The organism is Pseudomonas sp. LBUM1673 (genome assembly GCF_059695645.1).
Window position 1 is genome coordinate 6,623,882 of the sequence record NZ_CP166780.1, and the last position, 24,462, is coordinate 6,648,343.

20 protein-coding genes are annotated in these 24,462 nt (G+C 60.1%); 11 read left to right on the plus strand and 9 right to left on the minus strand.

Annotated elements, in window-relative coordinates:
• The first annotated feature begins 11 nt into the window (after nt 1-11).
• The 6 genes from ACA044_RS30325 (at nt 12) to ACA044_RS30350 (ending at nt 10,755) form a co-directional block, all read left to right on the plus strand.
• Nucleotides 12-446, plus strand: a complete 435-nt coding sequence (locus tag ACA044_RS30325; RefSeq protein WP_497444512.1) for a DcrB-related protein — start codon at nt 12-14, stop codon at nt 444-446.
• A gap of 12 nt (nt 447-458) precedes the next feature.
• Nucleotides 459-4,910 carry an RHS repeat-associated core domain-containing protein gene (locus tag ACA044_RS30330; RefSeq protein WP_497444513.1) on the plus strand — a complete coding sequence of 1,484 codons (4,452 nt, stop codon included), beginning with the start codon at nt 459-461 and terminating at the stop codon, nt 4,908-4,910.
• Between the two features lies 1 nt (nt 4,911).
• On the plus strand, nt 4,912-5,190 hold the full coding sequence (locus ACA044_RS30335; protein WP_497444514.1) for a hypothetical protein: 279 nt from the start codon (nt 4,912-4,914) through the stop codon (nt 5,188-5,190).
• 144 nt (nt 5,191-5,334) lie between these two features.
• Nucleotides 5,335-5,616, plus strand: a complete 282-nt coding sequence (locus ACA044_RS30340) for a hypothetical protein (protein WP_497444515.1) — start codon at nt 5,335-5,337, stop codon at nt 5,614-5,616.
• A 96-nt stretch (nt 5,617-5,712) separates the two neighbouring features.
• Nucleotides 5,713-10,131, plus strand: a complete 4,419-nt coding sequence (locus ACA044_RS30345) for an RHS repeat-associated core domain-containing protein (RefSeq protein WP_497444516.1) — start codon at nt 5,713-5,715, stop codon at nt 10,129-10,131.
• A 12-nt stretch (nt 10,132-10,143) separates the two neighbouring features.
• On the plus strand, nt 10,144-10,755 hold the full coding sequence (locus ACA044_RS30350; RefSeq protein WP_497444517.1) for an Imm43 family immunity protein: 612 nt from the start codon (nt 10,144-10,146) through the stop codon (nt 10,753-10,755).
• Between the two features lie 226 nt (nt 10,756-10,981).
• Here the strand turns inward: ACA044_RS30350 and ACA044_RS30355 are convergent, their stop codons facing one another.
• The 3 genes from ACA044_RS30355 to ACA044_RS30365 all read right to left on the minus strand — a co-directional run bounded on the left by ACA044_RS30355 (nt 10,982) and on the right by ACA044_RS30365 (nt 12,789).
• On the minus strand, nt 10,982-11,257 hold the full coding sequence (locus tag ACA044_RS30355; protein WP_003213368.1) for an HU family DNA-binding protein: 276 nt from the start codon (nt 11,255-11,257) through the stop codon (nt 10,982-10,984).
• 192 nt (nt 11,258-11,449) lie between these two features.
• Nucleotides 11,450-12,598 (minus strand): NAD(P)/FAD-dependent oxidoreductase, encoded by a 1,149-nt coding sequence (locus ACA044_RS30360; RefSeq protein ID WP_497444518.1) that lies wholly within the window; start codon nt 12,596-12,598, stop codon nt 11,450-11,452.
• Nucleotides 12,599-12,621: 23 nt separating this feature from the next.
• On the minus strand, nt 12,622-12,789 hold the full coding sequence (locus tag ACA044_RS30365; protein WP_282376312.1) for a rubredoxin: 168 nt from the start codon (nt 12,787-12,789) through the stop codon (nt 12,622-12,624).
• 200 nt (nt 12,790-12,989) lie between these two features.
• Between ACA044_RS30365 and ACA044_RS30370 the strand changes: the two genes are divergently transcribed.
• Together ACA044_RS30370 and ubiA are read left to right on the plus strand one after the other, a co-directional pair.
• Nucleotides 12,990-13,553: a chorismate--pyruvate lyase family protein gene (locus ACA044_RS30370; RefSeq protein WP_497444519.1), complete on the plus strand. Its 564-nt coding sequence runs from the start codon at nt 12,990-12,992 to the stop codon at nt 13,551-13,553.
• Complete coding sequence (gene ubiA, locus ACA044_RS30375) at nt 13,553-14,443, plus strand: 4-hydroxybenzoate octaprenyltransferase (RefSeq protein WP_497444520.1); 891 nt, start codon at nt 13,553-13,555, stop codon at nt 14,441-14,443. The genes ACA044_RS30370 and ubiA overlap by 1 nt, the downstream gene beginning before the upstream one ends.
• A 78-nt stretch (nt 14,444-14,521) precedes the next feature.
• Here the strand turns inward: ubiA and ACA044_RS30380 are convergent, their stop codons facing one another.
• Complete coding sequence (locus ACA044_RS30380) at nt 14,522-14,908, minus strand: COG4315 family predicted lipoprotein (protein WP_497444521.1); 387 nt, start codon at nt 14,906-14,908, stop codon at nt 14,522-14,524.
• Nucleotides 14,909-15,060: 152 nt separating this feature from the next.
• Here ACA044_RS30380 and phoB point away from each other — a divergent pair, with 152 nt between their 5' ends.
• From phoB to ACA044_RS30395, 3 genes are all read left to right on the plus strand, one after another.
• Nucleotides 15,061-15,750: a phosphate regulon transcriptional regulator PhoB gene (phoB, locus tag ACA044_RS30385; protein ID WP_497444522.1), complete on the plus strand. Its 690-nt coding sequence runs from the start codon at nt 15,061-15,063 to the stop codon at nt 15,748-15,750.
• Between the two features lie 74 nt (nt 15,751-15,824).
• A complete protein-coding gene (gene phoR / locus ACA044_RS30390) occupies nt 15,825-17,111 on the plus strand; it encodes a phosphate regulon sensor histidine kinase PhoR (RefSeq protein WP_497447333.1) in 1,287 nt (428 codons plus the stop codon).
• Nucleotides 17,112-17,234: 123 nt separating this feature from the next.
• A complete protein-coding gene (locus tag ACA044_RS30395; protein ID WP_497444523.1) occupies nt 17,235-18,575 on the plus strand; it encodes a hemolysin family protein in 1,341 nt (446 codons plus the stop codon).
• 114 nt (nt 18,576-18,689) lie between these two features.
• Here ACA044_RS30395 and ACA044_RS30400 read toward each other — a convergent pair whose 3' ends face one another.
• The 5 genes from ACA044_RS30400 to pstA form a co-directional block, all read right to left on the minus strand.
• Nucleotides 18,690-19,586 carry a peptidoglycan DD-metalloendopeptidase family protein gene (locus ACA044_RS30400; RefSeq protein WP_497444524.1) on the minus strand — a complete coding sequence of 299 codons (897 nt, stop codon included), beginning with the start codon at nt 19,584-19,586 and terminating at the stop codon, nt 18,690-18,692.
• 209 nt (nt 19,587-19,795) lie between these two features.
• The gene (locus tag ACA044_RS30405) at nt 19,796-20,746 is read right to left on the minus strand and encodes a response regulator (RefSeq protein WP_497444525.1); all 951 of its coding nucleotides are present in this window, start codon (nt 20,744-20,746) and stop codon (nt 19,796-19,798) included.
• Between the two features lie 168 nt (nt 20,747-20,914).
• Entirely contained in the window at nt 20,915-21,676 is a 762-nt protein-coding gene (gene phoU, locus ACA044_RS30410) for a phosphate signaling complex protein PhoU (protein ID WP_007896483.1), read from the minus strand.
• Nucleotides 21,677-21,748: 72 nt separating this feature from the next.
• Entirely contained in the window at nt 21,749-22,582 is an 834-nt protein-coding gene (pstB, locus tag ACA044_RS30415) for a phosphate ABC transporter ATP-binding protein PstB (RefSeq protein WP_095052363.1), read from the minus strand.
• Between the two features lie 206 nt (nt 22,583-22,788).
• A complete protein-coding gene (gene pstA / locus ACA044_RS30420; RefSeq protein ID WP_497444526.1) occupies nt 22,789-24,459 on the minus strand; it encodes a phosphate ABC transporter permease PstA in 1,671 nt (556 codons plus the stop codon).
• Nucleotides 24,460-24,462: the final 3 nt, after the last annotated feature.

Consider the following 24,462-nt stretch of genomic DNA (forward strand, 5'->3'; position numbering starts at 1 on the left):
ATCTGTGTTCCATGACTTACCGAATCAATGAATTCCAGTTCCAACTGCCGGCAAGCGAGCTGCTGGACGCGACGATCAACATCCTCAAATTCCCCGAACTGGGTACTTCGCTGATCGTCAGCCGCAGCTTGCTGGCCGAGGGCGAAACCTTGCAAAGCAACTTCGACGACCAGCTCAAGCGCCTGGAAAAACAAGTGCAAGACCTGCGTTTTCAACCGGGCGTCGCCGTGCGCCTGGGGGCCAACCAGGAAGTCGAGGGCATCGAATTGCGCAGCCAGTTCAACAAGGGCAACGACAAAGTCTTCCAATACCAGTTGGCGCTGGTGTTGCCCGGCACTCGCAAAATGCTCGCCCTGAGCTACGTGAAGGCCGAAAAACTCGGCGATGCCGAAGCCGCGCATTGGGCGACCATCAAGGGTTCGCTGTTGTTCGACGTTCCGGCCTGATGAGCACCTTGCATGTCTGACGCGCTCTGGGCCGCCCGGCTGGGCGATGCGCTGAACCACACCTCGATGATGGCCGACATTCTTGGCGGCGTACTGGAAGTGGCGGCCAATATCGCAATTACCGCACTGGCCACCGCTGCAGTGGTGGCGGCCACGGGCATTACCGTCGCCACCGGGGGGCTGGGTTGCATCCTGCTTGGCGCGGTGGTGGGCGCCGTCGTCGGCCTTGCCATGAGCAAGACCGGGGCCGACAAGGGCCTGAGCAATTTATGCGAGAGTTTTGGCAACGCGCTGTTTCCGCCCACGGTGCAGGCGAACATTCTCACCGGCTCCACCAATACCCTCACCAACAACATCCCTGCTGCCCGGGCCGCCGGAGCGATTCAATCCCATGTCGCACCGGCCGGTACCGAGCTGGAGGAAACCGAGCCGGAAGCAGAACCCAGTTATCTGGACATGGCCGAGAGTTTCTTCTCCCAGATGTGGCGCCCCACCGTCGCCACCCCGGCGCCCGGCGCCGTGCCCAAGCCGCTGGACCTGCTCGTCTGCATGAAGCATCCGCCGATGCCGCCGCAGTTTTTGGCCGAAGGCTCGGACAAAGTCACCATCAACGGCCAGCCCGCCGTGCGCAGCGGCGACCGCAGCACCTGTGATGCCACGGTGGTGTCGTCCGGGCTGATCTCCCCCAACGTGACCATTGGCGGCGGTTCAGTGGTGGTGCGCGAGATCCGCAGCGGCAAGACCCCAGGCGTGGGGCTGGCGGTCACGGCGTTGCTGATGCTCAAGGGTGGCAAGGGCAAATTCCTGAGTAACCTGCCGTGCATGTTGATCGGTGGTGCAACGTCGATGGCCGTCAGCAGCGCGATGGGCGCCATGGCCAACGCTGCCATGGGCTCTTCGAACCCGGTGCATGCCGCCACCGGGGCCAAGGTGCTGGGTGGCGCTGAAGAGCTGGATTTCGTGTTGCCTGGCATCTTGCCGATAGATTGGCAGCGCTTCTACAACAGCCGTGACGAACGTCGCGACGGGTTGTTCGGCGCGGGTTGGAGCGTGTCTTACGAAGTGTGCGTCGAAATCCTGCCTCATCCCGAGGGCGGCGAAACACTGGTCTACACCGACGAACAGGGCCGGCGCATCGACATGGGCTCGATCCCTCTGGGCGGCGCGGCGTTCAGCGCCGGTGAAGGGCTCAGTGTCCGGCGGCATCGCAATGGGCAGTTGTTGATCGAAAGTACAGACGGGCTGTACCGACTGTTCGACGTTACACCCGGTAAACCGTCCTTGTTGCGCCTGAGTCAGCTCGGCGATCGCAACGACAACCGCATCCATCTCGACTATGACGACGACGGGCGCCTGCTGCAGCTGCGAGATACCTTCGATCTGGTCAGCATTGAACTGATCTACGATGCGCGCTGGCGCCAACGGGTCAGCCGGATCGAGCGATTGTACGCAGACCAGCGCCGTGAAGTGCTGATGCACTACGGCTACGATACCCAGGGCGATCTGGCCGAGGTGCGCCAGTCCAACGGGCAGGTGAAACGCCGGTTTGCCTATGACGCCGGACGCCGTATGGTCGAGCATCAGTTGCCGACCGGGCTGCGTTGCTTCTACGAATGGGCATTGGTTGACGACCTTGAATGGCGCGTGGTCCGGCACTGGACCGACGCGGGTGACCAATACACCTTCGATTACGATCTGAAAGCCGGGACCACACGCATCACCGACGGTCTCAATCGGGTCAGCACGCGCCACTGGGATACTCAGCACCAGATCATCGAAACCACCGACGCGCTGGGACGTACCTGGACATTCCGGTGGAATGACGACAGCCAATTACTTGGGGCGACCGATCCCGGGGGTGGGCAGCATCAATTCAGCTACGACGAAGCGGGCAACCTCAGCGAGACCCGCGACCCCCTCGGGCGCAGCGAATCGACCCTGTGGCTGGAACACTGGGCCTTGCCGCTGGCAGAAACCGATGCGGCGGGAAATACCTGGCAGTATCGCTATGACTCACGCGGCAACTGCATCCGCGAAACCGACCCGCTGGGCCACGTTACCCGCTATCGCCATGATGCCCACGGCCAGGTCGTGGAAATCATCGACGCCAGCGGCAAGCGCAAAACGTTACGCTGGACGGCGCTCGGCCAACTCAGCGAACACACCGACTGTTCCGGTTTCACCACGCGGTTGAGTTACTGCGAGCGTGGGCTGCTGCTCACCAGTAGCGACGCGCTGGGCGAACGCACTCGTTTCACCTACGACGACCAGGGCCGGTTGCTCGGCAAGCAACTGCCGGACGGACGCACTGAACATTATCAGCGTGACGCGAGCGGCCAGTTGATCGGCTACTGCGACCCCGCCGGGCACACCACTCACTTCGAACACACATTGAGCGGTCACCTGCGTCTGCGCACCGACGCCCACGGCCGCCGGGTGGAGTTGAACTACGACGTCTATGGTCGCCTGCAAACCCTGACCAATGAGAACGGCGAACGCTATAAGTTTGCCTGGGATGCCAGCGACCGGCTGATTGCGCAACATAGCCTGGACGGCAGCCTCAAACGCTACGCCTACGACCCGCTGGACAACGTCACTCGCGTGGAGGCACTCGCCGCTCCCGGTAGCACGGACCTGGACCTTTCGCCGCAAGCGCCTGCCGTCCATGACCTGGAACGCGATGCGATGGGTCGGCTGGTGGCCAAACTCACCGAGGATGGCCGCACCGAGTACCGCTATGACGCGCTGGATCAGGTCACCGCCATCACCTTCACCGCCCACACGGGCGAGCAACAGAACCTGGGCTTCAGCTACGACCCCCTTGGACAACTGATCGCCGAACAGGGCTGGGCCGGGAGCCTGGAACATCGCTATGACGAGCTGGGCAACCTGACCCAAACGCTGCTGCCTGATGGCCGATGGCTGAACCGCCTGCATTACGGCAGTGGTTATCTGCATCAGATCAACCTCGACGGTCAGGTCATCAGCGACTTCGAACGCGATCGCCTGCACCGCGAAGTGCTGCGAACCCAGGGACGTCTCAGTACCCGTAGCGAATACGACCGCAGCGGCCGCCTGCGTACCCGCCAACGTCGACATCAGAGCCAGTCCGCGCTGCTGCCACCGGCGACGCAAAGCCAATTTGGCTATGACGCCAGCGATCAACTGGTCGAACGTTTCGACAGCCAGCCCGACGCCCAGCACCGCCAATTGCTGCACTACGACGCCACAGGCCGCATCCTCGCCAGCCAGGACAACGTCCAGGGCCAGCGCGAAGCGTTTGCCTATGACCCCGCCGCCAACCTGCTCGATGGTTTATCGACGGGCGCAGGCCTGGTGCTTCATAACCGACTGCTGACTTTTCAGGACAAACGTTATCGTTATGACGGCTTCGGCCGTATGGTTGAAAAACGCAGCGCCCAACGCGGTGTCCAGCGCTTCAGCTATGACGCCGAGCAGCGTCTGGTGGAAGTTCGCAACGACAACGGCTCGGTCGTGAAGATGACCTACGACCCCCTGGGCCGGCGCATCGAAAAGGCCGAGTATGACCGCCATTCCACCCTGCTGAGCCGAACCCGCTTCACCTGGGATGCGTTGCAACTGTTGCAGGAGCATCGAAATAACCAGACCAGCCTCTACATTTACGCCGACGAGGGCCATGAACCACTGGCGCGGGTCGACGGGCTGGGTGAGCAACAGAAAGTCCGTTATTACCACAACGACCTCAATGGCCTGCCCGAGCAACTCTCGGAAAGCGACGGCCACACGCTCTGGCAAGCCCGTTACCGGGTCTGGGGCTCTGCGGCCGAAGAGTTGCGCGAACCGTATTACATCGAAGAACAGAACCTGCGATTCCAGGGCCAATACCTGGATCGGGAAACCGGGCTGCACTACAACACGTTGCGCTTCTACGACCCGGACATCGGGCGTTTCACCACGCCGGACCCTATCGGGCTGGCTGGCGGGCTGAACCTCTATCAATACGCGCCAAACCCGGTGAGCTGGATCGATCCACTGGGGCTGATGAAATGCTCGAGCCCGCCAAAGGGTCGAAAAGTCAGCCGAACGGTTTACCGTTTCGAAGAGCCTGGGCGTATCAGCACGACTTGGCAGGCTCACATGTGGAACGTTGCATCCAGACACCGCTATACGGCCAAAGGCCTGGGTGGGGTCTATGGCGCGAATTCACGCAAGACTGCGCTAGGAGAGGTCAATCACTGGGGGGTTGATCTGTCTACACGGGTACTGGTCAGCAAAAAAGTGCAGCTCAACAACGTCCTGGATTTGACCCGGGCCGATGTGCGCAAGCAATTGGGCGTTTCCCTTAAAAGCATTACCGGCGACAAATACACCCAAACCCATCAGATTGGCGCCTGGGCGAAAGCCAATGGTTATGATGGCATCCTGGCGCCGTCGGCGCGAAACCCGACCGGTAGCAACTTAATATCATTTGCAGGTTTTTAGAATGGGACTGGAAGACGAATACACCGGCGATGACGATTGGCAGGATTTCGTGGATTTGTATAACAAAGTCTATCTCGACGACGACGCCCGCACGCTGGCGAAAGCATTGGATGGCAACCTGGATATGGCGGTCGTCCTCAACGGTAAAAGAGGGCTTAAGGAAGGGTTGTGGTGGATCAAGCAGAAAGTGCCCGCCCTCGGTAAAAAACGGCCGGCCGATTGCCTCAAGGATCCGAATCTGATCAAACGCCTGAGAATGGTGCTGATGAGTATGCCGTAACCGACGGTTGGGTTGCTTCCTGCTCGGTCAGCCCACTACTTGGGAAAGAAAACTTCGAACGGTTTTTTAATTATTTTTATGGTTGATCTTTAGGTCGTGGATCTGACTTGGCCAATGTGCACAAAATAGCTGGATTTTTTGAAGATGGAACAACTGGAAGACGAATACACCGGCGATGCCGATTGGCAGGATTTCGTGGATTTGTATAACAAAGTCTATCTCGACGACGACGCCCGCACCCTGGCGAAACAACTGGATGGCAACCTCGATATGGCGGTCATTCTCTACGGTAAAAGAGGGCTCAAGGAAGGTTTGTGGTGGGTCAAACAGCAGGTGCCGGCCTTGGATAACATACGGCCGGCCGATTGCCTCAAGGATCCGAAGCTGGTCAAACGCCTGAGGACTGCGCTAATGCGCATGCCGTAACCAACAAGGAGAAAGATGCAATGGAAGGCATCGAATTACGCAACAAGCGCAACGATTGCGCGGTGGCCAGACGCTTGTGTCAGATGAACACCGCGCATGTCTGACGCGCTCTGGGCCGCCCGGCTGGGCGATGCACTCAACCACACCTCGATGATGGCCGACATCCTCGGCGGCGTGCTGGAGGTAGCAGCCAACATCGCGATTACCGCGCTGGTCACCTTCGCCGTGGTGGCGGCCACGGGCATTACCGTCGCCACCGGCGGGCTCGGTTGCATCCTGCTTGGCGCGGTGGTGGGCACCGTCGTCGGCCTCGCCATGAGCAAGACCGGGGCCGACAAGGGCTTAAGCAACTGGTGCGAGAAGATCAGCAACGCGCTGTTTCCGCCCACGGTGCAGGCGAATATTCTCACCGGCTCCACCAACACCCTCACCAATAATATTCCCGCCGCACGAGCCGCCGGGGCGATTCAATCCCATGTCGCGCCAGCCGGCACCGAACTGGAAATACCCGAGCCCGAAGCAGAACCCAGTTATCTGGACATGGCCGAGAGTTTCTTCTCCCAGATGTGGCGCCCCACCGTCGCCACCCCGGCACCCGGCGCCGTGCCCAAGCCGCTGGACCTGCTCGTCTGCATGAAGCATCCGCCGATGCCACCGCAGTTCATGGCCGAGGGCTCGGACAAAGTCACCATCAACGGCCAGCCCGCCGTGCGCAGCGGTGACCGCAGCACCTGTGACGCCAAGGTGGTGTCGTCCGGGCTGATCTCATCCAACGTGACCATTGGCGGCGGTTCGGTGGTGGTGCGCGAGATCCGCAGCGGCAAGACCCCGGGCGTGGGGCTGGCGGTCACCGCGTTGCTGATGCTCAAGGGCGGCAAGGGGAAATTCTTCAGCAAACTGCCGTGCATGCTGGTCGCAGGCGCGACGTCGATGGCCGTCAGCAGCGCGATGGGCGCCATGGCCAACGCTGCCATGGGCTCTTCGAACCCGGTGCATGCCGCCACCGGGGCCAAGGTGCTGGGTGGCGCTGAAGAGCTGGATTTCGTGTTGCCTGGCATCTTGCCGATGGATTGGCAGCGCTTCTACAACAGCCGTGACGAGCGGCGCGACGGGTTGTTCGGGGCGGGTTGGAGTATGTCCTACGAGGTGCGGGTTGAAATCCTGCCTCACCCGGAGGGCGGGGAAACGCTGGTCTACACCGATGAGCAGGCCCGGCGCATCGACATGGGTTCGATCCCCTTGGGCGGTGCGGTGTTCAGCGCGGGTGAGGGGCTTAGTGTTCGACGCCATGTTAATGGGCAGTTGTTGATCGAAAGCGATGACGGCATCTACCGCTTGTTCAATCCAACGCCGGGCAATACGGCGCTGCTGCGCCTTGATCAATTGGGCGACCGCAACGACAACCGCATCCATCTCGACTATGACGACGTCGGGCAGCTTGTTCGGCTAAGAGACACCTTTGATCTGGTGCAGGTCGAGCTGATTCAAGAAGGCAGTCGAGTGACTCGGGTTGAACGCCTGTACCCCGACCAACACCGTGAAATACTCGTCAGCTATGGCTACGACGCAGCCGGCAACCTGGCCGAAGTGCACGACGCCACCGGCCAAGTACAACGGCGCTTCAGTTACGACGCCGGACAGCGGATGGTCGAGCATCAGTTGCCCACGGGGCTGCGTTGCTTCTATGAATGGGCGTTGATCGAAGACCTTGAATGGCGCGTGGTCGGGCACTGGACCGACGAAGGCGACGCTTACCAGTTCGACTATGACCTCGGCGCCGGTGTCACGCGCATCACCGATGGTTCGCAGCGCGTCAATACGCGCCGGTGGAACACCCAGCACCAGATCACCGAATACACCGACAACCTCGGCCAGACCTGGCAGTTCGAATGGAACGACGAGCGCCAATTGCTCAGTGCCACCGACCCGCTGGGCGGGCACTACGCCTACAGCTTCGACGACGCCGGCAACATGATCGGCGAAACCGACCCGCTGGGCCGCAGCGATTCGACCCTATGGCTTGAACTCTGGGCCCTGCCGCTGGTGGAAACCGACGCCGCCGGCAACAGCTGGCAGTATCGCTACGATCAGCACGGCAACCGCATCGTCGAGACCGATCCGCTGGGCCACATCACCCGCTACCGCTACGACGCCCACGGCCAGGTCGTGGAAATCATCGACGCCACCGGCAAAAGCAAAAAGCTGCGCTGGAACCCGTTCGGCCAATTGATCGAACACATCGATTGCTCGGGTTATCCGACGCGGTTCAGCTACGACAACCGGGGCTATCTGCAAGTCATCACCGATGCCCTCGGCGAACGCACCCAATTCAGCTACGACGCCCAAGGGCGGTTGCTCAGCAGCCAATTGCCGGACGGGCGCACCGAGCAGTATCAGCACGACGTCAGCGGCCAGTTGACCGGTTATACCGACCCGGCCGGGCACACCACGCTCTATCAACACAACCGTCGCGGCCAGGTGCGTCAGCGTACCGACGCCCATGGCCGGCAGGTGCAGTTCGGGTATGACAGCTACGGGCGGCTGCAAGCGCTGACCAATGAGAACGGCGAGAGTTATCGGTTTGCCTGGGATGCGGGGGATCGACTGACAGAACAACAGGATCTGGATGGCAGCGCCAAGCGCTACACCTATGATCTGCTGGATAACATCGCGGCGGTCACGGCTGTTCCGGCGCCTTACGGCAACGGCCTGGCCGTCGTCCCCGAGACGCCCCTGGCCCCCATCGTTCATCGACTGAAACGCGACGCTGTCGGCCGGCTGATCGCCAAAATCACCGACGATGGCCGTACCAACTACACCTACGACCCATTGGACCAGCTCACCGCCGTCACCTTCACCGACCACCACGGCAATGCACAAACCCTGAGCTTCGCCTACGACGCCCTCGGCCAGTTGCTCGAAGAACAAAGCGCGGCTGGCAGCCTGCAATATCACTATGACGAACTCGGCAACCTGATCCAGACCCAACTGCCCGACGACCGCTGGCTCAATCGCCTGTACTACGGCAGCGGCCACCTGCACCAGATCAACCTCGACGGCCAGGTCATCAGCGACTTCGAGCGTGATCGCCTGCACCGCGAAGTGCTGCGCACCCAAGGCCAGATCAGCACCCGCAGCGAATACGACCGCAGCGGGCGCTTACGCTCACGCCAACGCCGACACACCAGCCAGCCATCGCTGATGCCGGCCGCCGTGCAGAAACATTTCGAGTACGACCCCGCCGACAACCTGATCGGCAAACTCGACCAACAACCCGCCGCGCAACACCGCCAACTGCTGCACTACGACGCCACCGGCCGCATCATCGCCAGCCAGGACAGCCTGCACGGCCAGCGCGAAACCTTCGCCTACGACGCCGCCGCCAACCTGCTGGACGGCCCGCAACCCGGCGCCGGGCTGGTGGTGCACAACAAACTGCTGACCTATCAGGACAAGCGTTACCGCTACGACGCCTTTGGCCGGATGATCGAAAAACGCAGCGCTAAACGGGGCCTGCAACGCTTTGCCTACGACGCCGAAAGCCGGTTGATTGAAGTGCGCAACGAAAACGGTGCGCGGGAAACGGTTGTGCGCATGACCTACGATCCGTTGGGGCGGCGAATCGGCAAGACCGAGCACGACAACAACGGCTATCCGCTGGGTGAAACGCGCTTTACCTGGGATGGCTTGCGCTTGTTGCAGGAACACCGCAATAGCCAGACCAGCCTGTATCTGTATGCCGATAACGGTTATGAACCGCTGGCGCGGATCGATGGCAGCGGCGGCTTGCAGAAGGTCCGTTACTACCACAACGACCTGAGCGACCTGCCCGAGCAACTGACGGAAGCCGACGGCGCCATGGTGTGGCAGGCCTGGTATCGAGTCTGGGGCAACACCCTCCAGGAGATACGCGAACCGTATTACATCGAGGAACAGAACCTGCGGTTCCAGGGTCAGTACCTGGACCGGGAGACCGGGCTGCACTACAACACGTTTCGGTTCTATGATCCGGATGTGGGGCGTTTTACGACGCCGGATCCGATTGGCTTGGCGGGTGGCCTGAACCTCTATGGTTATGGACCCAACCCCATTGGCTGGGCAGACCCGTGGGGCTGGAGCCCCAGCTCTGTCCTCGATAGATCTCTGGGAGGCGTCGTTGGTGACAACATGCAAGCCCAACATGTCATCCCAGTAGCGGTATGGAAGCGGCATGACAAATTCATGAACTCCATTGGTCTGGGCGGCACACAAAACAAAGCCCCCAACGGCCTGCTGATGCCAGATAGCCAAGCAAAGGCCGCGGCCATTGGCAGACCGGTTTACCACAATGGTTCACACAAGGACTATTCGGACCTGGTGGACAGAAAACTGGGCAGGATCAAAGCACGCTATAACGCAAAACTTATTACCAAGGCACAGGCACAGCAACAGGTTTCATCACTACAAAGCAGCCTTCGCAAGAAGACTATTTCAGGAAGAATACGAACCAAATCCAGTACCGGTCGACTTTGCTGACAAGAGGCTTTCATGTTCTATACCCTTGCATTCAAGAAAGACAAAAACTGCCCCACCTTCATTGATGGCGTTATTCATGAGTCGTTCAGCCCTGGCGCCTATGACCATGCGATGGATGCCGACTGGCACGACGCGGGCCCCGACGAAGCTCTCGCTCCCCTCCCGAAAAAGCTGGTGCTGATTACCAAGGACAAGCGCTATGACTTTGACTTTTGCACAGCCTTTGAGGGGCATATTGTCAGTGAGCGCTTCCTGAAAGCCTTCCAGACCCTCAAGACTTCCCGATGGGAGATCGCAGAACTGGAGATCGTCAACCCGAAGGGCGTTTCGGTCGCACAGCGCCAATATTTTTTCATGCGCCAGCAACGAATAGACAAGGAGCCTGTGGACGTGATCGATCAGACACAGTCGAAGATTAATTTTCGAGCGAGCGGCGAAATCAAAAATATCATCAGCCTGACAATCAAAGAAAATATCAGCACAGATTTTTTTAGTATCGATGAAATTACTTTACTTGGATTCGTATTTCTTTCGCCTCACGCCGCCACTGCACTTAAAGAACTAAATCTGATAGGTGCAGAAGTGGTCGATACGGAGAAGGTCGGCTCAATTGATAGAGCCTAGGTCCCACTCAGCATGCAGGTGATTACCCTTTTCAAGATCCAGCTAACCAAAACCGAACCAATCGATTTACTCAAGGGTGACTGAACAAAAATCGTTCTACAACATCTTGTACAGCCTATAGAACGATAATTCAGTTGCCGGCAAAGACAAAAAATGGGCACCCGATTCAATCGGCGTGCCCATTTTTCAATACGGTTCCCCCCACTATTCTGGGAGTTCGCCGCAATTATGGATTGACGCTGTCTTTCAACGACTTGCCTGGCTTGAAGGCGACGGTGTTGCTGGCCTTGATTTTCACTGGCTCACCGGTTTGCGGGTTTTTGCCGGTACGTGCACCGCGATGGCGTTGCAGGAAAGTCCCGAAGCCCACCAGCGTAACGCTGTCTTTGCGGTGCAGAGCGCCGGTGATTTCTTCGAGAACGGCGTTGAGAACGCGGTTGGCCTGCTCTTTGGTGAGGTCTGCTTTTTCAGCAATTGCAGCAGCGAGTTCTGGTTTACGCATTAGTGAAGCCCCTTTGACGGTTTTTTGTTGTTATGTCCGTGCTGTTCTCGTTGGAACAGCGCCCAAGGCGCCGCAGGTGCTCTACTCTGCGGCAGACGGGAGTGAGAATGGCACGCGCTTAAGAGCGGCGCCAGTCTCCCCGCAACCTTTGTAGGGGCAAAAGCGGGGTGATTCCGACAGAACGACCGGTATTTACGCCAGCAAGGGTGGAAGTTCTTTGTTCAGGGCGAGTTTTTCCATCACCGCCGCGCCTGTCAGGGCATAGCCCAGCAATTGGCCGGCGCTGTCGCGGCACAGCACCTTGATGTCCGCGCCCTGCCCTTCGACCGTCCAGACGCCTTCCGCGCCCCGTGGTGGTGGCGAAACCACCAATGGACAGACCGGGGTTTTCACAGTGATCGGCATCGGGCCATAACTCACCGCCACAGGGTTTCCGACGAGGGTCTGGGCCAGCGCTCTCGCACAGCTCATAAGGGGCATGACGTACAACAGATTCAGCCCATCGACCTCGGCGCAGTCGCCCAAGGCGTAGATATTGGCGTGAGAGGTTTTCAGGTGACGGTCGACCACCACGCCACGGTTGACCTGCACACCCGCCGCAGCCGCCAGATCAATGCGCGGACGCAGACCAATGGCCGAAACCACCACGTCGCAAGGGATGACCTGACCGTCGGACAGATGCGCTTCCAGGCCGTCAGCCACTCGTTGCAAGCGATTGAGCACCGGCCCGAGGTGGAAGCGCGCGCCCAGGCTTTCCAGGCCGGCCTGGACCGCAGCGGCCGCGGCCGGGTGCAACAAGGTCGGCATGACCTGTTCGCAAGGTGCCACCAGTTGCACCTCGTAACCACCGAGGATGAGATCGTTGGCGAATTCGCAGCCGATCAAACCGGCGCCCAGCAGCAACACCCGACGCTTGCCGGCCGCGGCCGCGCGAAAGCGTGCGTAGTCTTCAAGATCATTGATCGGGAAAACGGCATCAGCTGCGTCGCCTTCGATCGGCACTCGCACGGTTTCCGCCCCCCAGGCCAGGATCAGGTCGCGGTAGATCACCGCTTCCTCACCAATCCACAGGCGTTTATGGCCAAGATCGATACCGCTGATGCGCGTGTGGGTGCGCACTTCGGCCTTCAATTGCTCGGCCATGGCGCCCGGTTCGGCCATGCTCAGGCCATCGGCGTCTTTATTCTTGCCGAAGCCGGTGGAGAGCATCGGCTTGGAGTAGGAGCGCCCGTCATCTGCAGTAATCAGCAGCAGAGGGGTTTCGCCATCGAGTTTGCGAAACTCCCGGGCCAGGTTGTAGCCAGCCAGCCCAGTGCCGACGATCACGACAGGTGCGTTCATTCCTTGTTGCTCCTTTGATTCTCTTAGTTGATTTCAATCATTTCGAAATCCATCTTGCCCACGCCGCAGTCCGGGCACAGCCAGTCTTCCGGTACGTCCTGCCACAGTGTGCCCGGCGAAATGCCATCGTCCGGCCAGCCGTCGGCTTCGTTATAGATCAGGCCGCAGACCACACATTGCCACTTTTTCATTCAGGTATTTCCTCGGGATTCAGGCTTTTGCCGGCGCGAACGGTCGATGGGTGAGGCGCTGCCGTCCGGCTCAGGGCGTTTTGTACTGATCGGGCCCGACAGATGCAAGCCTGTTTGGTGCAACGGCAGGCCGGATCAATCAAAATCGTTGCCTGACATGGTAAGCTCGCCGCCTCATTTGCTGCCAATAATGACTCACTGTGCCGCACTCAAAAGCCCCCTCCCCGACGCCGCTCTGGCTCCCTCGAAGCCAACTGACGCACCTCCCCGACACGTCTACGCTCAATTGGCTGTTCGATGAAGGATCGCTGACCCGGCGCCTGATCCGCCTGTCGAATGACGGTTTCAGCATCACGCCGTTGTTCGAAGGCTGGCAATCGCTGCGCGCCGACGAATGCGCCGCGCTGGATCTGGCAGAAGGCAGTGAAGGCTGGGTGCGCGAGGTGTATCTGCATGGCCACGGTGAAGCCTGGGTGTTTGCCCGCAGCGTAGCGGCGCGCAGTGCGTTGCAGGGTGATGGATTGCATATGGACGAGCTGGGCAGCCGCTCCCTGGGCGAATTGTTGTTTTGCGATCAGGCGTTTCAGCGTCGGGCCATCGAGGTTTGTCATTACCCTCAGGAATGGTTGCCGGTGGATGCCCAGGCGCCTGAACTGTGGGGCCGACGTTCGCGCTTCGATCGCGGCGCCTTGAGCGTGCTGGTGGCCGAGATCTTCCTGCCGAACTTGTGGAGCGCCGCCCGCGCCCATCCGGAGATTTGCTGATGTACCAGAGCCTGCTCAAGTCCCTGAATCGCTTGAATCCACGAGCCTGGGATTTCATTCAGCTGACCCGCATGGATAAGCCGATCGGCATTTATTTGCTGCTGTGGCCAACGTTATGGGCACTCTGGATTGCCGGTGAAGGCTCGCCTTCATTGGCCAATATCGTGATTTTCGTGCTCGGCGTGGTACTGACCCGCGCTGGCGGTTGTGTGATCAACGATTGGGCGGACCGCAAGGTCGATGGCCACGTGAAACGTACCGAGCAACGGCCGCTGGTGAGCGGCAAGATCAGCTCGAAAGAAGCACTGGTGTTCTTCGCGGTGCTGATGGGTGTGAGTTTCCTGCTGGTGCTGTGTACCAACGCGGCGACTGTCTGGTTGTCGCTGGGCGGTTTGGCCCTGGCGTTCAGTTACCCGTTCATGAAGCGCTACACCTATTACCCGCAAGTGGTATTGGGCGCGGCGTTCTCCTGGGGCATGCCCATGGCGTTTACCGCCGAAACCGGTGAACTGCCAGCGGCGGCCTGGTTGCTGTGGATCGCCAACCTGTTGTGGACCGTGGGCTACGACACCTATTACGCCATGACCGACCGCGACGATGACCTGAAGATCGGGGTGAAATCCACGGCGATCCTGTTTGGCGACGCCGACAGGGCAATCATTCTGACCCTGCAAGGCCTGGCGTTGGGTTGCCTGCTGCTGGCGGGTTCGAAATTCCATCTCGGCGGCTGGTTCCACCTCGGGTTACTGGCGGCGGCGGGCTGTTTTGCATGGGAGTTCTGGTACACCCGCAGCAAGGACCGGATGCGCTGCTTCCAGGCGTTTTTGCACAACCACTGGGCGGGCTTGGCGATTTTTGTCGGGATTGTGCTGGATTACGCGTTGCGTTGACTGCGATTGATCTGTAGCAGCTGGCGAAGCCTGCGCAGCCGAACGCAGGCTACGCCAGCTGCTACAGTCTTGAGCCGGTTACTTTTGCGACTCATGGACGACGTGCCAGACATCCTTCATGCCGTCCCCCTTCATTTCCCCAGGTTTTTCGTCCTTCACAAATGTATACAGCGGCTTACCGTCATAAGCCCATTGCATGGTGCCATCGTCACGTTTGATAGCCGTCCATTTGCCTTCTGCCTTGGCGCCCGCCGGGGCCATCATCGGTGGCCAGTTCTTGGCACAATCATCGTTACACATCGACTTGCCGCCGGCGTCCTTATCGAACGTGTAAACGGTCATACCCTTATGATCGACCATCATGCCGCCCTTCATCATGGCTGGATCGGCGGCGAAGGCCATGGTCGGAAAAATCAGGGCAGCGCCCAACAGCAGGGATTTGAAGGAAAACGTACTTTGATTCATGGAAACCTTCCTTTTGTGGTTGTCAGGATTCGGACTTAGAGCTTAGTTCAGGATCACGACAATCGCAGGGCGGCTAAAATACTGTCACACGACTGCAATAATTCCGTTATCTAATGCGGCGCAAGACAGTTAAATGACAAGAGGATTAAGGCATGGTTGGCAGGAGCATTCTGATCGTCGACGACGAAGCGCCCATTCGCGAAATGATCGCCGTTGCGTTGGAAATGGCCGGCTATGACTGCCTGGAGGCGGAAAACTCGCAGCAGGCCCATGCCATCATCGTCGACCGCAAGCCGGACCTGATTTTGCTCGACTGGATGCTGCCCGGCACCTCCGGCATCGAGCTGGCCCGCCGCCTCAAGCGCGATGAACTGACCGGGGGTATCCCGATCATCATGCTCACCGCCAAGGGCGAAGAGGACAACAAGATCCAGGGCCTGGAAGTCGGCGCTGACGACTACATCACCAAACCGTTTTCCCCGCGCGAGCTGGTTGCGCGCTTGAAAGCCGTGCTGCGCCGCGCCGGCCCGACCGATGGCGAATCGCCAATCGAAGTCGGCGGCCTGCTGCTGGACCCGATCAGCCACCGCGTGACCATCGACGGCAAACCGGCGGAGATGGGCCCCACCGAATATCGTTTGCTGCAATTTTTCATGACTCACCAGGAACGCGCCTACACCCGTGGCCAGTTGCTGGATCAGGTCTGGGGCGGCAACGTCTATGTCGAAGAGCGCACCGTCGATGTGCACATCCGTCGCCTGCGCAAAGCCCTCGGCGATGCCTATGAAAATCTGGTACAAACCGTGCGCGGCACCGGCTACCGGTTTTCCACCAAGGCCTGAGCCGACCGCCAGACTCGCTGACAAGGACGCATTTTTCCGTGAACCAAAACTGGCATGGCACCCTGATTCGCCACATGCTGTTGCTGGTCACCGCCTGCCTGGTGATCGGCCTGATTTCCGGCTACTACGGCTGGAGCCTCGCCGTGGGCCTGGGCCTTTACCTGGCCTGGACCCTCAAACAGTTGCTACGCCTGCACGAATGGCTGCGCCTGCTCCAACCCGATGAAGCACCGCCCGACGGCTACGGCCTATGGGGTGAAGTATTCGACAGCATCTACCACCTGCAACGCCGCGACCAACGGGTGCGCGGGCGCCTGCAAGCAGTGATCGACCGGGTCCAGGAATCCACCGCCGCGCTCAAAGACGCGGTGATCATGCTCGACAGCGACGGCAACCTGGAATGGTGGAACCGCGCGGCCGAAACCTTGCTCGGCCTCAAGACCCCTCAAGACAGCGGCCAGCCCGTGACCAACCTCGTGCGCCATCCGCGCTTCAAGGAGTACTTCGAGCAGGACAGCTACGCAGAGCCGTTGGAAATACCGTCGCCGATCAACGATCGCCTGCGCATTCAGCTGTACATCACCCGCTACGGCAACAACGAACACTTGATGCTGGTGCGCGACGTGACGCGTATTCATCAGCTGGAACAGATGCGCAAAGACTTCATCGCCAACGTATCCCACGAACTGCGCACGCCGCTGACGGTGATCTGCGGCTATCTGGAAACCCTGCTCGACAACGTCGAGGACGTGAACCCGCGCTGGACCCGTGCCCTGCAGCAGATGCAGCAGCAAGGCGGGCGCATGCAGACCTTGCTTAACGATTTGCTGCTGCTGGCCAAACTGGAAGCCACCGATTACCCGTCGGACAATCAACCGGTGTCCATCGACAGCCTGCTGCAATCGATCAAGGGCGACGCTCAGCAGCTGTCCGGTCAACGCAATCAGACCATCACCCTGGAAGCCGATCCGACGATTCTGCTCAAGGGCAGCGAAGCGGAATTGCGCAGCGCGTTTTCCAACCTGGTGTTCAACGCAGTGAAATACACCCCGGCCGAAGGCAATATCCGCATACGCTGGTGGGGTGACGATCAAGGCGCACACCTGAGCGTGCAGGATTCGGGGATTGGCATCGACAGCAAACACTTGCCACGCCTGACTGAGCGCTTTTACCGCGTCGATTCCAGCCGCAACTCCAACACCGGCGGCACCGGGCTGGGGCTGGCCATCGTCAAACACGTGTTGCTGCGCCACCGGGCACGCATGGAAATCAGCAGTGTGCCGGGCCACGGCAGCACGTTTACTTGCCATTTTGCGCCAGCCCAGGTCACCAAATCCCGCGTCATCAGCGCCGCCGACTGATACCAGTCAGCACTCGCCACTAGGCAATTGCCCGGTCAGCCGCTACATTGGCTGACTTGTGCCTGCCCTTCAGGCGCACTTTTTTCTTTCCTTTCGAATACACGGAACCCGCAAAACTCCATCATGGACCCTTCCCCTGGCTTGACCCTCGCGACACTTTTCGCCGATTTCGGCATGATTCTTTTTGCTCTGATCCTGGTTTTGCTCAACGGATTTTTCGTTGCGGCAGAATTTGCCATGGTCAAACTGCGCTCGACCCGGGTCGAAGCCATCGCTGAAAAGCACGGCTGGCGCGGGCATATCCTGCGCACCGTGCACAGTCAGCTCGATGCTTACCTCTCGGCCTGCCAATTGGGTATCACCCTCGCCTCCCTCGGCCTGGGCTGGGTCGGTGAGCCGGCGTTCGCGCACATTCTCGAGCCGGTGCTGAGCGCCGTTGGCGTAGAGTCCGCCGAAGTGGTCAAAGGCGTGTCGTTCTTCACGGCGTTCTTTATCATTTCGTACCTGCACATCGTGGTCGGCGAACTGGCCCCGAAATCCTGGGCCATCCGTAAACCCGAGCTGCTGTCGCTCTGGACCGCGGTGCCGCTGTACCTGTTCTACTGGGCCATGTACCCGGCCATCTACCTGCTCAACGCCAGCGCCAACACGATTCTTCGAATCGCCGGCCAGGGTGAGCCCGGCCCTCATCACGAGCACCATTACAGCCGTGAAGAACTGAAACTGATCCTGCACTCCAGCCGTGGCCAGGACCCGAGCGACCAAGGCATGCGCGTACTGGCCTCGGCGGTGGAGATGGGCGAGCTGGAAGTGGTCGACTGGGCCAACTCCCGGGAAGACCTGGTGACGCTGGAGTTCAACGCGCCACTCAAGGAAATCCTGGCGATGTTCCGTCGCCACAAGTTCAGCCGCTACCCGGTGTACGACAGCGAGCGCCAGGAGTTCGTCGGCCTGCTGCACATCAAGGATCTGCTGCTGGAACTGGCCGCTCTGGACCATATTCCCGAGTCGTTCAACCTCGCCGAGCTGACCCGGCCGCTGGAGCGTGTATCTCGTCACATGCCGCTGTCGCAGCTGCTGGAACAGTTCCGCAAGGGCGGCTCGCATTTCGCTGTGGTCGAGGAAGCCGACGGCAACATCATCGGTTACCTGACCATGGAAGACGTGCTGGAAGTGCTGGTGGGCGATATTCAGGACGAACACCGCAAGGCCGAACGCGGGATCCTCGCGTATCAGCCGGGCAAACTGCTGGTGCGGGGCGATACGCCGCTGTTCAAGGTTGAACGCCTGCTGGGCATCGACTTGGACCACATCGAGGCCGAAACCCTCGCCGGGCTGGTCTACGAAACCCTGAAACGGGTGCCGGAAGAGGAAGAGGTGCTGGAAGTCGAAGGCTTGCGGATCATCATCAAGAAGATGAAAGGGCCGAAGATCATTTTGGCCAAGGTGTTGATGCTGGATTGATAGGCTGATCCGGATCCGCGTCGACCCCTTCGCGGGCAAGCCCGCTCCCACAAGGATTTGCGCAGGACCTGTGGGAGCGGGCTTGCCCGCGATGGCGTTGGGTCAGGCAACCCATTACTGCTTGCCCAACGCAAAGTTGGGCAACGCCCCCACCGGTTGATTGAACTGGTACGGAATCGACACCAGCCCCAACCCGGTATTGCGCTGCACCACAAAGTGCAGGTGCGGGCCGCTGCTGTTGCCGGTATTGCCCGACAGCGCCAGCGCACTGCCCACCACCACTCGCTGACCTTCCCGTACGCTGATTGAACCTTTCTTGAGGTGCAGGTACACGCCCATGGTCCCGTCATCGTGCAATACCCGCACGAAATTGCCCGACGGATCGTTGCCGCGTCCGTTCTGGCCATTCTCGGTTTTCACCACCATCCCGCCGCGCGCCGCGATGATTGGCGTGCCTTCGGGCATGGCGATGTCCATCGCATAACGGTTCTTCGGCCCGTAGTGGCTGTATTGGCCATTGGCGCCCTGACTCAGCCGAAACGGCCCACCGCGCCAGGGCAACGGATATCGATAGGCCATGGCGGCCCCTGCGGGGTCGCCCAGGGAATATTCGAACCTTGGGGTGTATGCCAACGGCCTTCCGGCCTTCGTCGCCTTGAGCAGTGCCAGACGAAGGTTACTGCGCGCCGGCAGAACCCGACGGATCGGCCGGCTCGGCGCACCGCTGACGTTATTCAGCCCGGAAAAACTCAGCTCGATCTCGACCGGCGCATACAGGTCGTTGCGTACGAACACGCTGTCCATGCCGTTCTGCTCCTTGATGTCGAGGTACACCTGCCGCTCAAGGCGCTCGACCATCCGGTCCCGAAAAACGAACACCTTCGCGCCTTTAGTGGGGCGGTCGCTGTAAGAGACCACGCCACTGGCGTCGGTGGACCGGTAAATCGTCATGGCCACAGCCGAGGTGGAGGCCATGAAAAGACCACAGAAAAACAGCAGGCGCGCGAGCATGGGCAAGATTCTGTCGAGTAAGGCCTGGGAAGGAGCCTAGCAGCTGAAATGGACCAGCGTAGTCGGCAGATGTTTCAAAATGGGCTGTTCGGGAGAGGTGCGGCGAACTCGATGGCCTCTTCGCGGGCAAGCCTCGCTCCTACAGGTAAACGGTGAACCTGTAGGAGCGAGGCTTGCCCGCGAAGGCGTACGAGAAGGCGACGCCGGGCTTACGCGCCCGGTACGAAATGCTTCTGCGCGGTGCCCCGGGCAATCAGGCGGGAGATGTAGTCGAGCTTCTGCGCATCCTGGTCGACAAAACGGAAGGTCAGTTGCAGCCATTCGCTGTCGGGCTTCGGCTCGTGGGCGACGATGGCGTGCAGGTAGCCGTTGAGACGAGCAACTTCGGCGTTGTCGCCCTGCTCCAGGTCGAGTACGGCGCTATCGAGGACTTGCGGCAAGGTGTCGGTGCGTTTCACCACCAGCAGTGCTTCCTTGATGCTCAAGGCCTTGATCACGCATTGCTGAGTGCCGCTCGGCAAGCGCAGTTGGCCTTGGCCACGACCGCCAGCTGGCGCGGCGGAAGCAGCAGGTGCCTTGACCGGCGGGCTGTTGAGCAGGCCGCGAGACGGTGCCGCGGCCGGGGCTGGCGCGGCGGCGACAGGTTTGGCGAACGGGTTGACCGGTGCAGCCGAGGGCGTGACCACGGCTGCCTTGCCACCCGTCAACGCGCTCAAGGAGTCATTGCCGAATGCCGAGTTCATTTTGGTCGGCGCGCTGTTCATCAAAGTGTCGAGCTTGCCGACCTTGTTCAGCGCCTGTTTGACCTTGGTCAGCAGCTGTTCATTGGTGAACGGTTTGCTGACGTAGCCGGAAACCCCAGCCTGAATCGCCTGGACCACGTTCTCTTTGTCGCCACGGCTGGTCACCATCACGAACGGCATGGTCTTGAGGTTGTCCTGCTCGCGGCACCAAGTGAGCAATTCCAAGCCAGACATTTCCGGCATTTCCCAGTCGCACAACACTAGGTCGAACGCTTCCTTGGCCAACATGGCCTGGGCCTTTTTGCCGTTGACTGCATCTTCGGTCCGGATCCCCGGGAAGTAGTTACGCAGGCACTTCTTCACCAGGTCACGAATGAACGACGCATCGTCCACGACCAACACACTGATCTTGCTCATCCAACACCCCTTTAAAAATCCCGGCAAGCATAACGCTGGCTGATGGCACTTTGCCAAAACTCTTCAGTCACGCCGGGACTTTTCGTTCGCGGGTGCTGCTTTTCAATTCGAAAGCCACGCAAACAAAAACGCCCGGCCAAAGGGCCGGGCGCTTTCCTAGGGGCAATCCTACTTATCGTCAGCTTTGCCCGGAACATTAGCGGTTTCGGCACTTGTGCCTTCAACTTCTTCTTTCATGCGCTTGAGGCCCAGGTGACGCACGTCGGTGCCGCGCACCAGGTAAATCACCAGTTCCGAGATGTTGCGCGCATGGTCGCCGATTCGCTCCAGGGAACGCAGCACCCAGATAATGCTCAAGACCCGCGAGATAGAGCGCGGGTCTTCCATCATGTAGGTGGCCAGTTCACGCAGTGCGGTCTTGTATTCGCGGTCGATGATTTTGTCGTATTGCGCCACCGACAACGCCAGGTCGGCGTCGAAGCGGGCAAACGCGTCCAGGGCATCGCGAACCATGTTGCGCACCTGGTCACCGATGTGGCGAACCTCGACGTAACCGCGCGGCGCTTCGCCTTCTTCGCACAACTGAATGGCACGACGGGCGATCTTGGTGGCTTCGTCGCCGATGCGCTCCAGGTCGATCACCGACTTGGAGATGCTGATGATCAAACGCAAGTCCGACGCCGCCGGCTGACGACGGGCCAGAATGCGCAGGCATTCTTCGTCGATGTTGCGTTCCATCTGGTTGATCTGGTCGTCGATCTCGCGCACTTGCTGGGCCAGGCCGGAGTCGGCCTCGATCAGCGCAGTGACCGCGTCGTTGACCTGCTTCTCGACCAGCCCGCCCATGGCCAGCAGGTGGCTGCGCACCTCCTCGAGCTCGGCGTTGAACTGTGCGGAAATGTGGTGAGTAAGGCCTTCTTTACTAATCATCTTTGGCGTCCTTGGAGCGTCCGGTAAGGTGCGGCGGACCGCAGCGTCAGTTCAATGAGCAACAACAGCTTCCTAGCCGTAACGACCGGTGATGTAGTCTTCGGTCTGCTTCTTCGCCGGATTGGTGAACAGAGTATCGGTGTCGCCGAATTCCACCAGTTTGCCCATGTACATGAACGCCGTGTAGTCGGAAACCCGCGCGGCCTGTTGCATGTTGTGGGTCACGATAACAATGGTGAACTTGGATTTCAGTTCGTAGATCAGCTCTTCGACTTTCAGCGTGGAGATCGGGTCGAGTGCCGAGCACGGTTCGTCGAGCAGCAGCACTTCCGGCTCCACGGCGATGGTGCGGGCAATCACCAGACGTTGCTGCTGACCACCGGACAGGCCGAGCGCCGACTCGTGCAGACGGTCTTTGACCTCATCCCACAGCGCCGCGCCTTTCAACGCCCACTCGACGGCTTCGTCGAGGATGCGTTTCTTGTTGATGCCCTGGATGCGCAAACCGTAAACCACGTTTTCGTAGATGGTTTTCGGGAACGGGTTGGGCTTCTGGAACACCATGCCGACCCGGCGACGCAGCTCGGCCACGTCCTCGCCCTTGCGGTAGATGTTGTTGCCGTAGAGGTTGATCGCGCCGTCGACGCGGCAGCCGTCCACCAGGTCGTTCATGCGGTTGAAGGTACGCAGCAGCGTGGACTTGCCGCAGCCGGACGGGCCGATGAAGGCGGTCACGCGCTGTTTCGGGATGTTCATGCTGACGTCGAACAGCGCTTGTTTGTCGCCGTAGAACAGGCTCAGGCCCGGCACTTCGATGGCCACGGTTTCCTGCTCGAGGCTCAGGCTCTGTTTGTCGCGGCCCAGGGCCGACATGTTGATGCCGTGAGTGTGTGCTTCGTGCTGCATGGGAGGCTCCCTGTGCTAACAAATTCGGTTCGTTGAACCGCTGGCTTGGTGTTCGGGCCAGCGGCTTACTCAAAATCTCTGTCTGACGCCGGTCCCTGTGGGAGCTGGCTTGCCTGCGATGGCATCACTGCGGTGTTACTGACAGACCGAGTCGTCTGCATCGCAGGCAAGCCAGCTCCCACAAGGGACAGCGCCGACCAATCAATTTAGCTATCCAGTGCTTTGTATTTTTCGCGCAGATGGTTACGGATATAAACGGCCGACAAGTTGAGCGTGGCAATCACCAGCACCAGCAGCAATGCAGTGGCGTACACCAGCGGCCGCGCGGCTTCGACGTTCGGGCTCTGGAAGCCGACGTCATAAATGTGGAAGCCCAAGTGCATGATCTTCTGGTCCAGGTGCAAGTACGGGTAGTTACCATCCAGCGGCAGCGACGGCGCCAGTTTCACCACACCCACCAGCATCAGCGGCGCCACTTCACCGGCGGCACGGGCCACGGCGAGGATCATGCCGGTCATCATCGCCGGGCTGGCCATTGGCAGCACGATCTTCCACAAGGTTTCGGCCTTAGTCGCGCCAAGGGCCAACGAGCCTTCGCGCACGGTGCGAGGAATCCGCGCCAAGCCTTCTTCGGTGGCCACGATCACCACCGGCACGGCCAGCAGCGCCAGGGTCAGCGAGGCCCAGAGCAGGCCCGGCGTACCGAAGGTCGGCGCTGGCAGTGCTTCAGGGAAGAACAACCGGTCGACTGAACCACCGAGCACATAGACGAAGAAGCCCAGACCGAACACGCCGTAAACGATGGCCGGAACACCCGCCAGGTTGTTCACCGCGATGCGGATCAGGCGAGTCATCGGCCCCTGACGTGCATATTCACGCAGGTAGACCGCTGCCAGCACGCCGAATGGCGTCACGATCATCGCCATGATCAACGTCATCATCACGGTGCCGAAAATCGCCGGGAAAATCCCACCTTCGGTGTTGGCTTCACGCGGGTCATCACTGAGAAATTCCCAGACCTTGCTGAAGTAGAAGCCGATCTTGGTGAAAGTGCCCATGGCATTCGGCTGGTAGGCGTGAACCACTTTGCCGATGCCGATTTCGACCTCTTTGCCGTTCGCATCGCGAGCGGTCAGGCTGTCGCGGTTGAACTGAGCGTGCAGATCATTCAGACGCACTTCGATTTCTTGATACCGGGCATTCAGCTCGGCACGCTCGGACTCCAGGTCCGCTTGTGCGCCAGCGTCGAGATGGCCGGCCAGTTCCAGTTTACGACCGTGCAGACGCACACGTTCGAGACCGGCGTTGATCGCGCCAATGTCGACCTTTTCCAGGGTCTTGAGCTGCGCAGCGAGTTGGTTGACGCGATCAACACGCGCCTGCAACTCAGGCCATGCGGCCTCGCCTTCAGCGATGACCTTGCCATCCTGTTTGACGTTGACCAGGTAGCCGTAGAAGTTGCCCCACTCGCGACGCTCGATGGCCATCAGCTCTGGCGGGGTTTTCTGGTTGGTCAGCCACTCACCGACAATCCAGGTGAAGTCAGTGCCGTTCAAATCACGGTTGCCGACCTTGATCAGCTCACGGGTCATGAACTCCGGGCCCTGATCGGGCACCGGCAGGCCAGCGCTTTTCAGACGCTCGCGTGGCACTTCTTCCTTCTGCACCACTTCGCCGATGACGAGGTGATTGGCCTGGCCCGGCACGTCGTAACTGGCGTGGATCAGGTCCGCCGGCCAGAAGTGACCCAGACCGCGCACGGCAATCACCGCCAACAGGCCAATGGTCATGATGACCGCAATGGACACCGCGCCACCGCTGATCCAGACGCCGGGGGCGCCGCTCTTGAACCATCCATTCAGGGAGTTCTGTTTCACAGA

Bases quoted from the DNA above. Each gene is read 5' to 3' on its own strand.
- ACA044_RS30405 (WP_497444525.1), bottom strand. From the start codon at position 20,746: ATGAGCAAGATCAGTGTGTTGGTCGTGGACGATGCGTCGTTCATTCGT.
- pstB (WP_095052363.1), bottom strand. From the start codon at position 22,582: ATGCAGCACGAAGCACACACTCACGGCATCAACATGTCGGCCCTGGGC.
- ACA044_RS30330 (WP_497444513.1), top strand. From the start codon at position 459: ATGTCTGACGCGCTCTGGGCCGCCCGGCTGGGCGATGCGCTGAACCAC.
- phoB (WP_497444522.1), top strand. From the start codon at position 15,061: ATGGTTGGCAGGAGCATTCTGATCGTCGACGACGAAGCGCCCATTCGC.
- ACA044_RS30360 (WP_497444518.1), bottom strand. From the start codon at position 12,598: ATGAACGCACCTGTCGTGATCGTCGGCACTGGGCTGGCTGGCTACAAC.
- ACA044_RS30350 (WP_497444517.1), top strand. From the start codon at position 10,144: ATGTTCTATACCCTTGCATTCAAGAAAGACAAAAACTGCCCCACCTTC.
- ACA044_RS30400 (WP_497444524.1), bottom strand. From the start codon at position 19,586: ATGCTCGCGCGCCTGCTGTTTTTCTGTGGTCTTTTCATGGCCTCCACC.
- ACA044_RS30340 (WP_497444515.1), top strand. From the start codon at position 5,335: ATGGAACAACTGGAAGACGAATACACCGGCGATGCCGATTGGCAGGAT.
- ACA044_RS30345 (WP_497444516.1), top strand. From the start codon at position 5,713: ATGTCTGACGCGCTCTGGGCCGCCCGGCTGGGCGATGCACTCAACCAC.
- ubiA (WP_497444520.1), top strand. From the start codon at position 13,553: ATGTACCAGAGCCTGCTCAAGTCCCTGAATCGCTTGAATCCACGAGCC.
- ACA044_RS30355 (WP_003213368.1), bottom strand. From the start codon at position 11,257: ATGCGTAAACCAGAACTCGCTGCTGCAATTGCTGAAAAAGCAGACCTC.
- phoU (WP_007896483.1), bottom strand. From the start codon at position 21,676: ATGATTAGTAAAGAAGGCCTTACTCACCACATTTCCGCACAGTTCAAC.
- ACA044_RS30325 (WP_497444512.1), top strand. From the start codon at position 12: ATGACTTACCGAATCAATGAATTCCAGTTCCAACTGCCGGCAAGCGAG.
- ACA044_RS30395 (WP_497444523.1), top strand. From the start codon at position 17,235: ATGGACCCTTCCCCTGGCTTGACCCTCGCGACACTTTTCGCCGATTTC.
- ACA044_RS30335 (WP_497444514.1), top strand. From the start codon at position 4,912: ATGGGACTGGAAGACGAATACACCGGCGATGACGATTGGCAGGATTTC.
- ACA044_RS30380 (WP_497444521.1), bottom strand. From the start codon at position 14,908: ATGAATCAAAGTACGTTTTCCTTCAAATCCCTGCTGTTGGGCGCTGCC.
- phoR (WP_497447333.1), top strand. From the start codon at position 15,825: ATGCTGTTGCTGGTCACCGCCTGCCTGGTGATCGGCCTGATTTCCGGC.
- ACA044_RS30365 (WP_282376312.1), bottom strand. From the start codon at position 12,789: ATGAAAAAGTGGCAATGTGTGGTCTGCGGCCTGATCTATAACGAAGCC.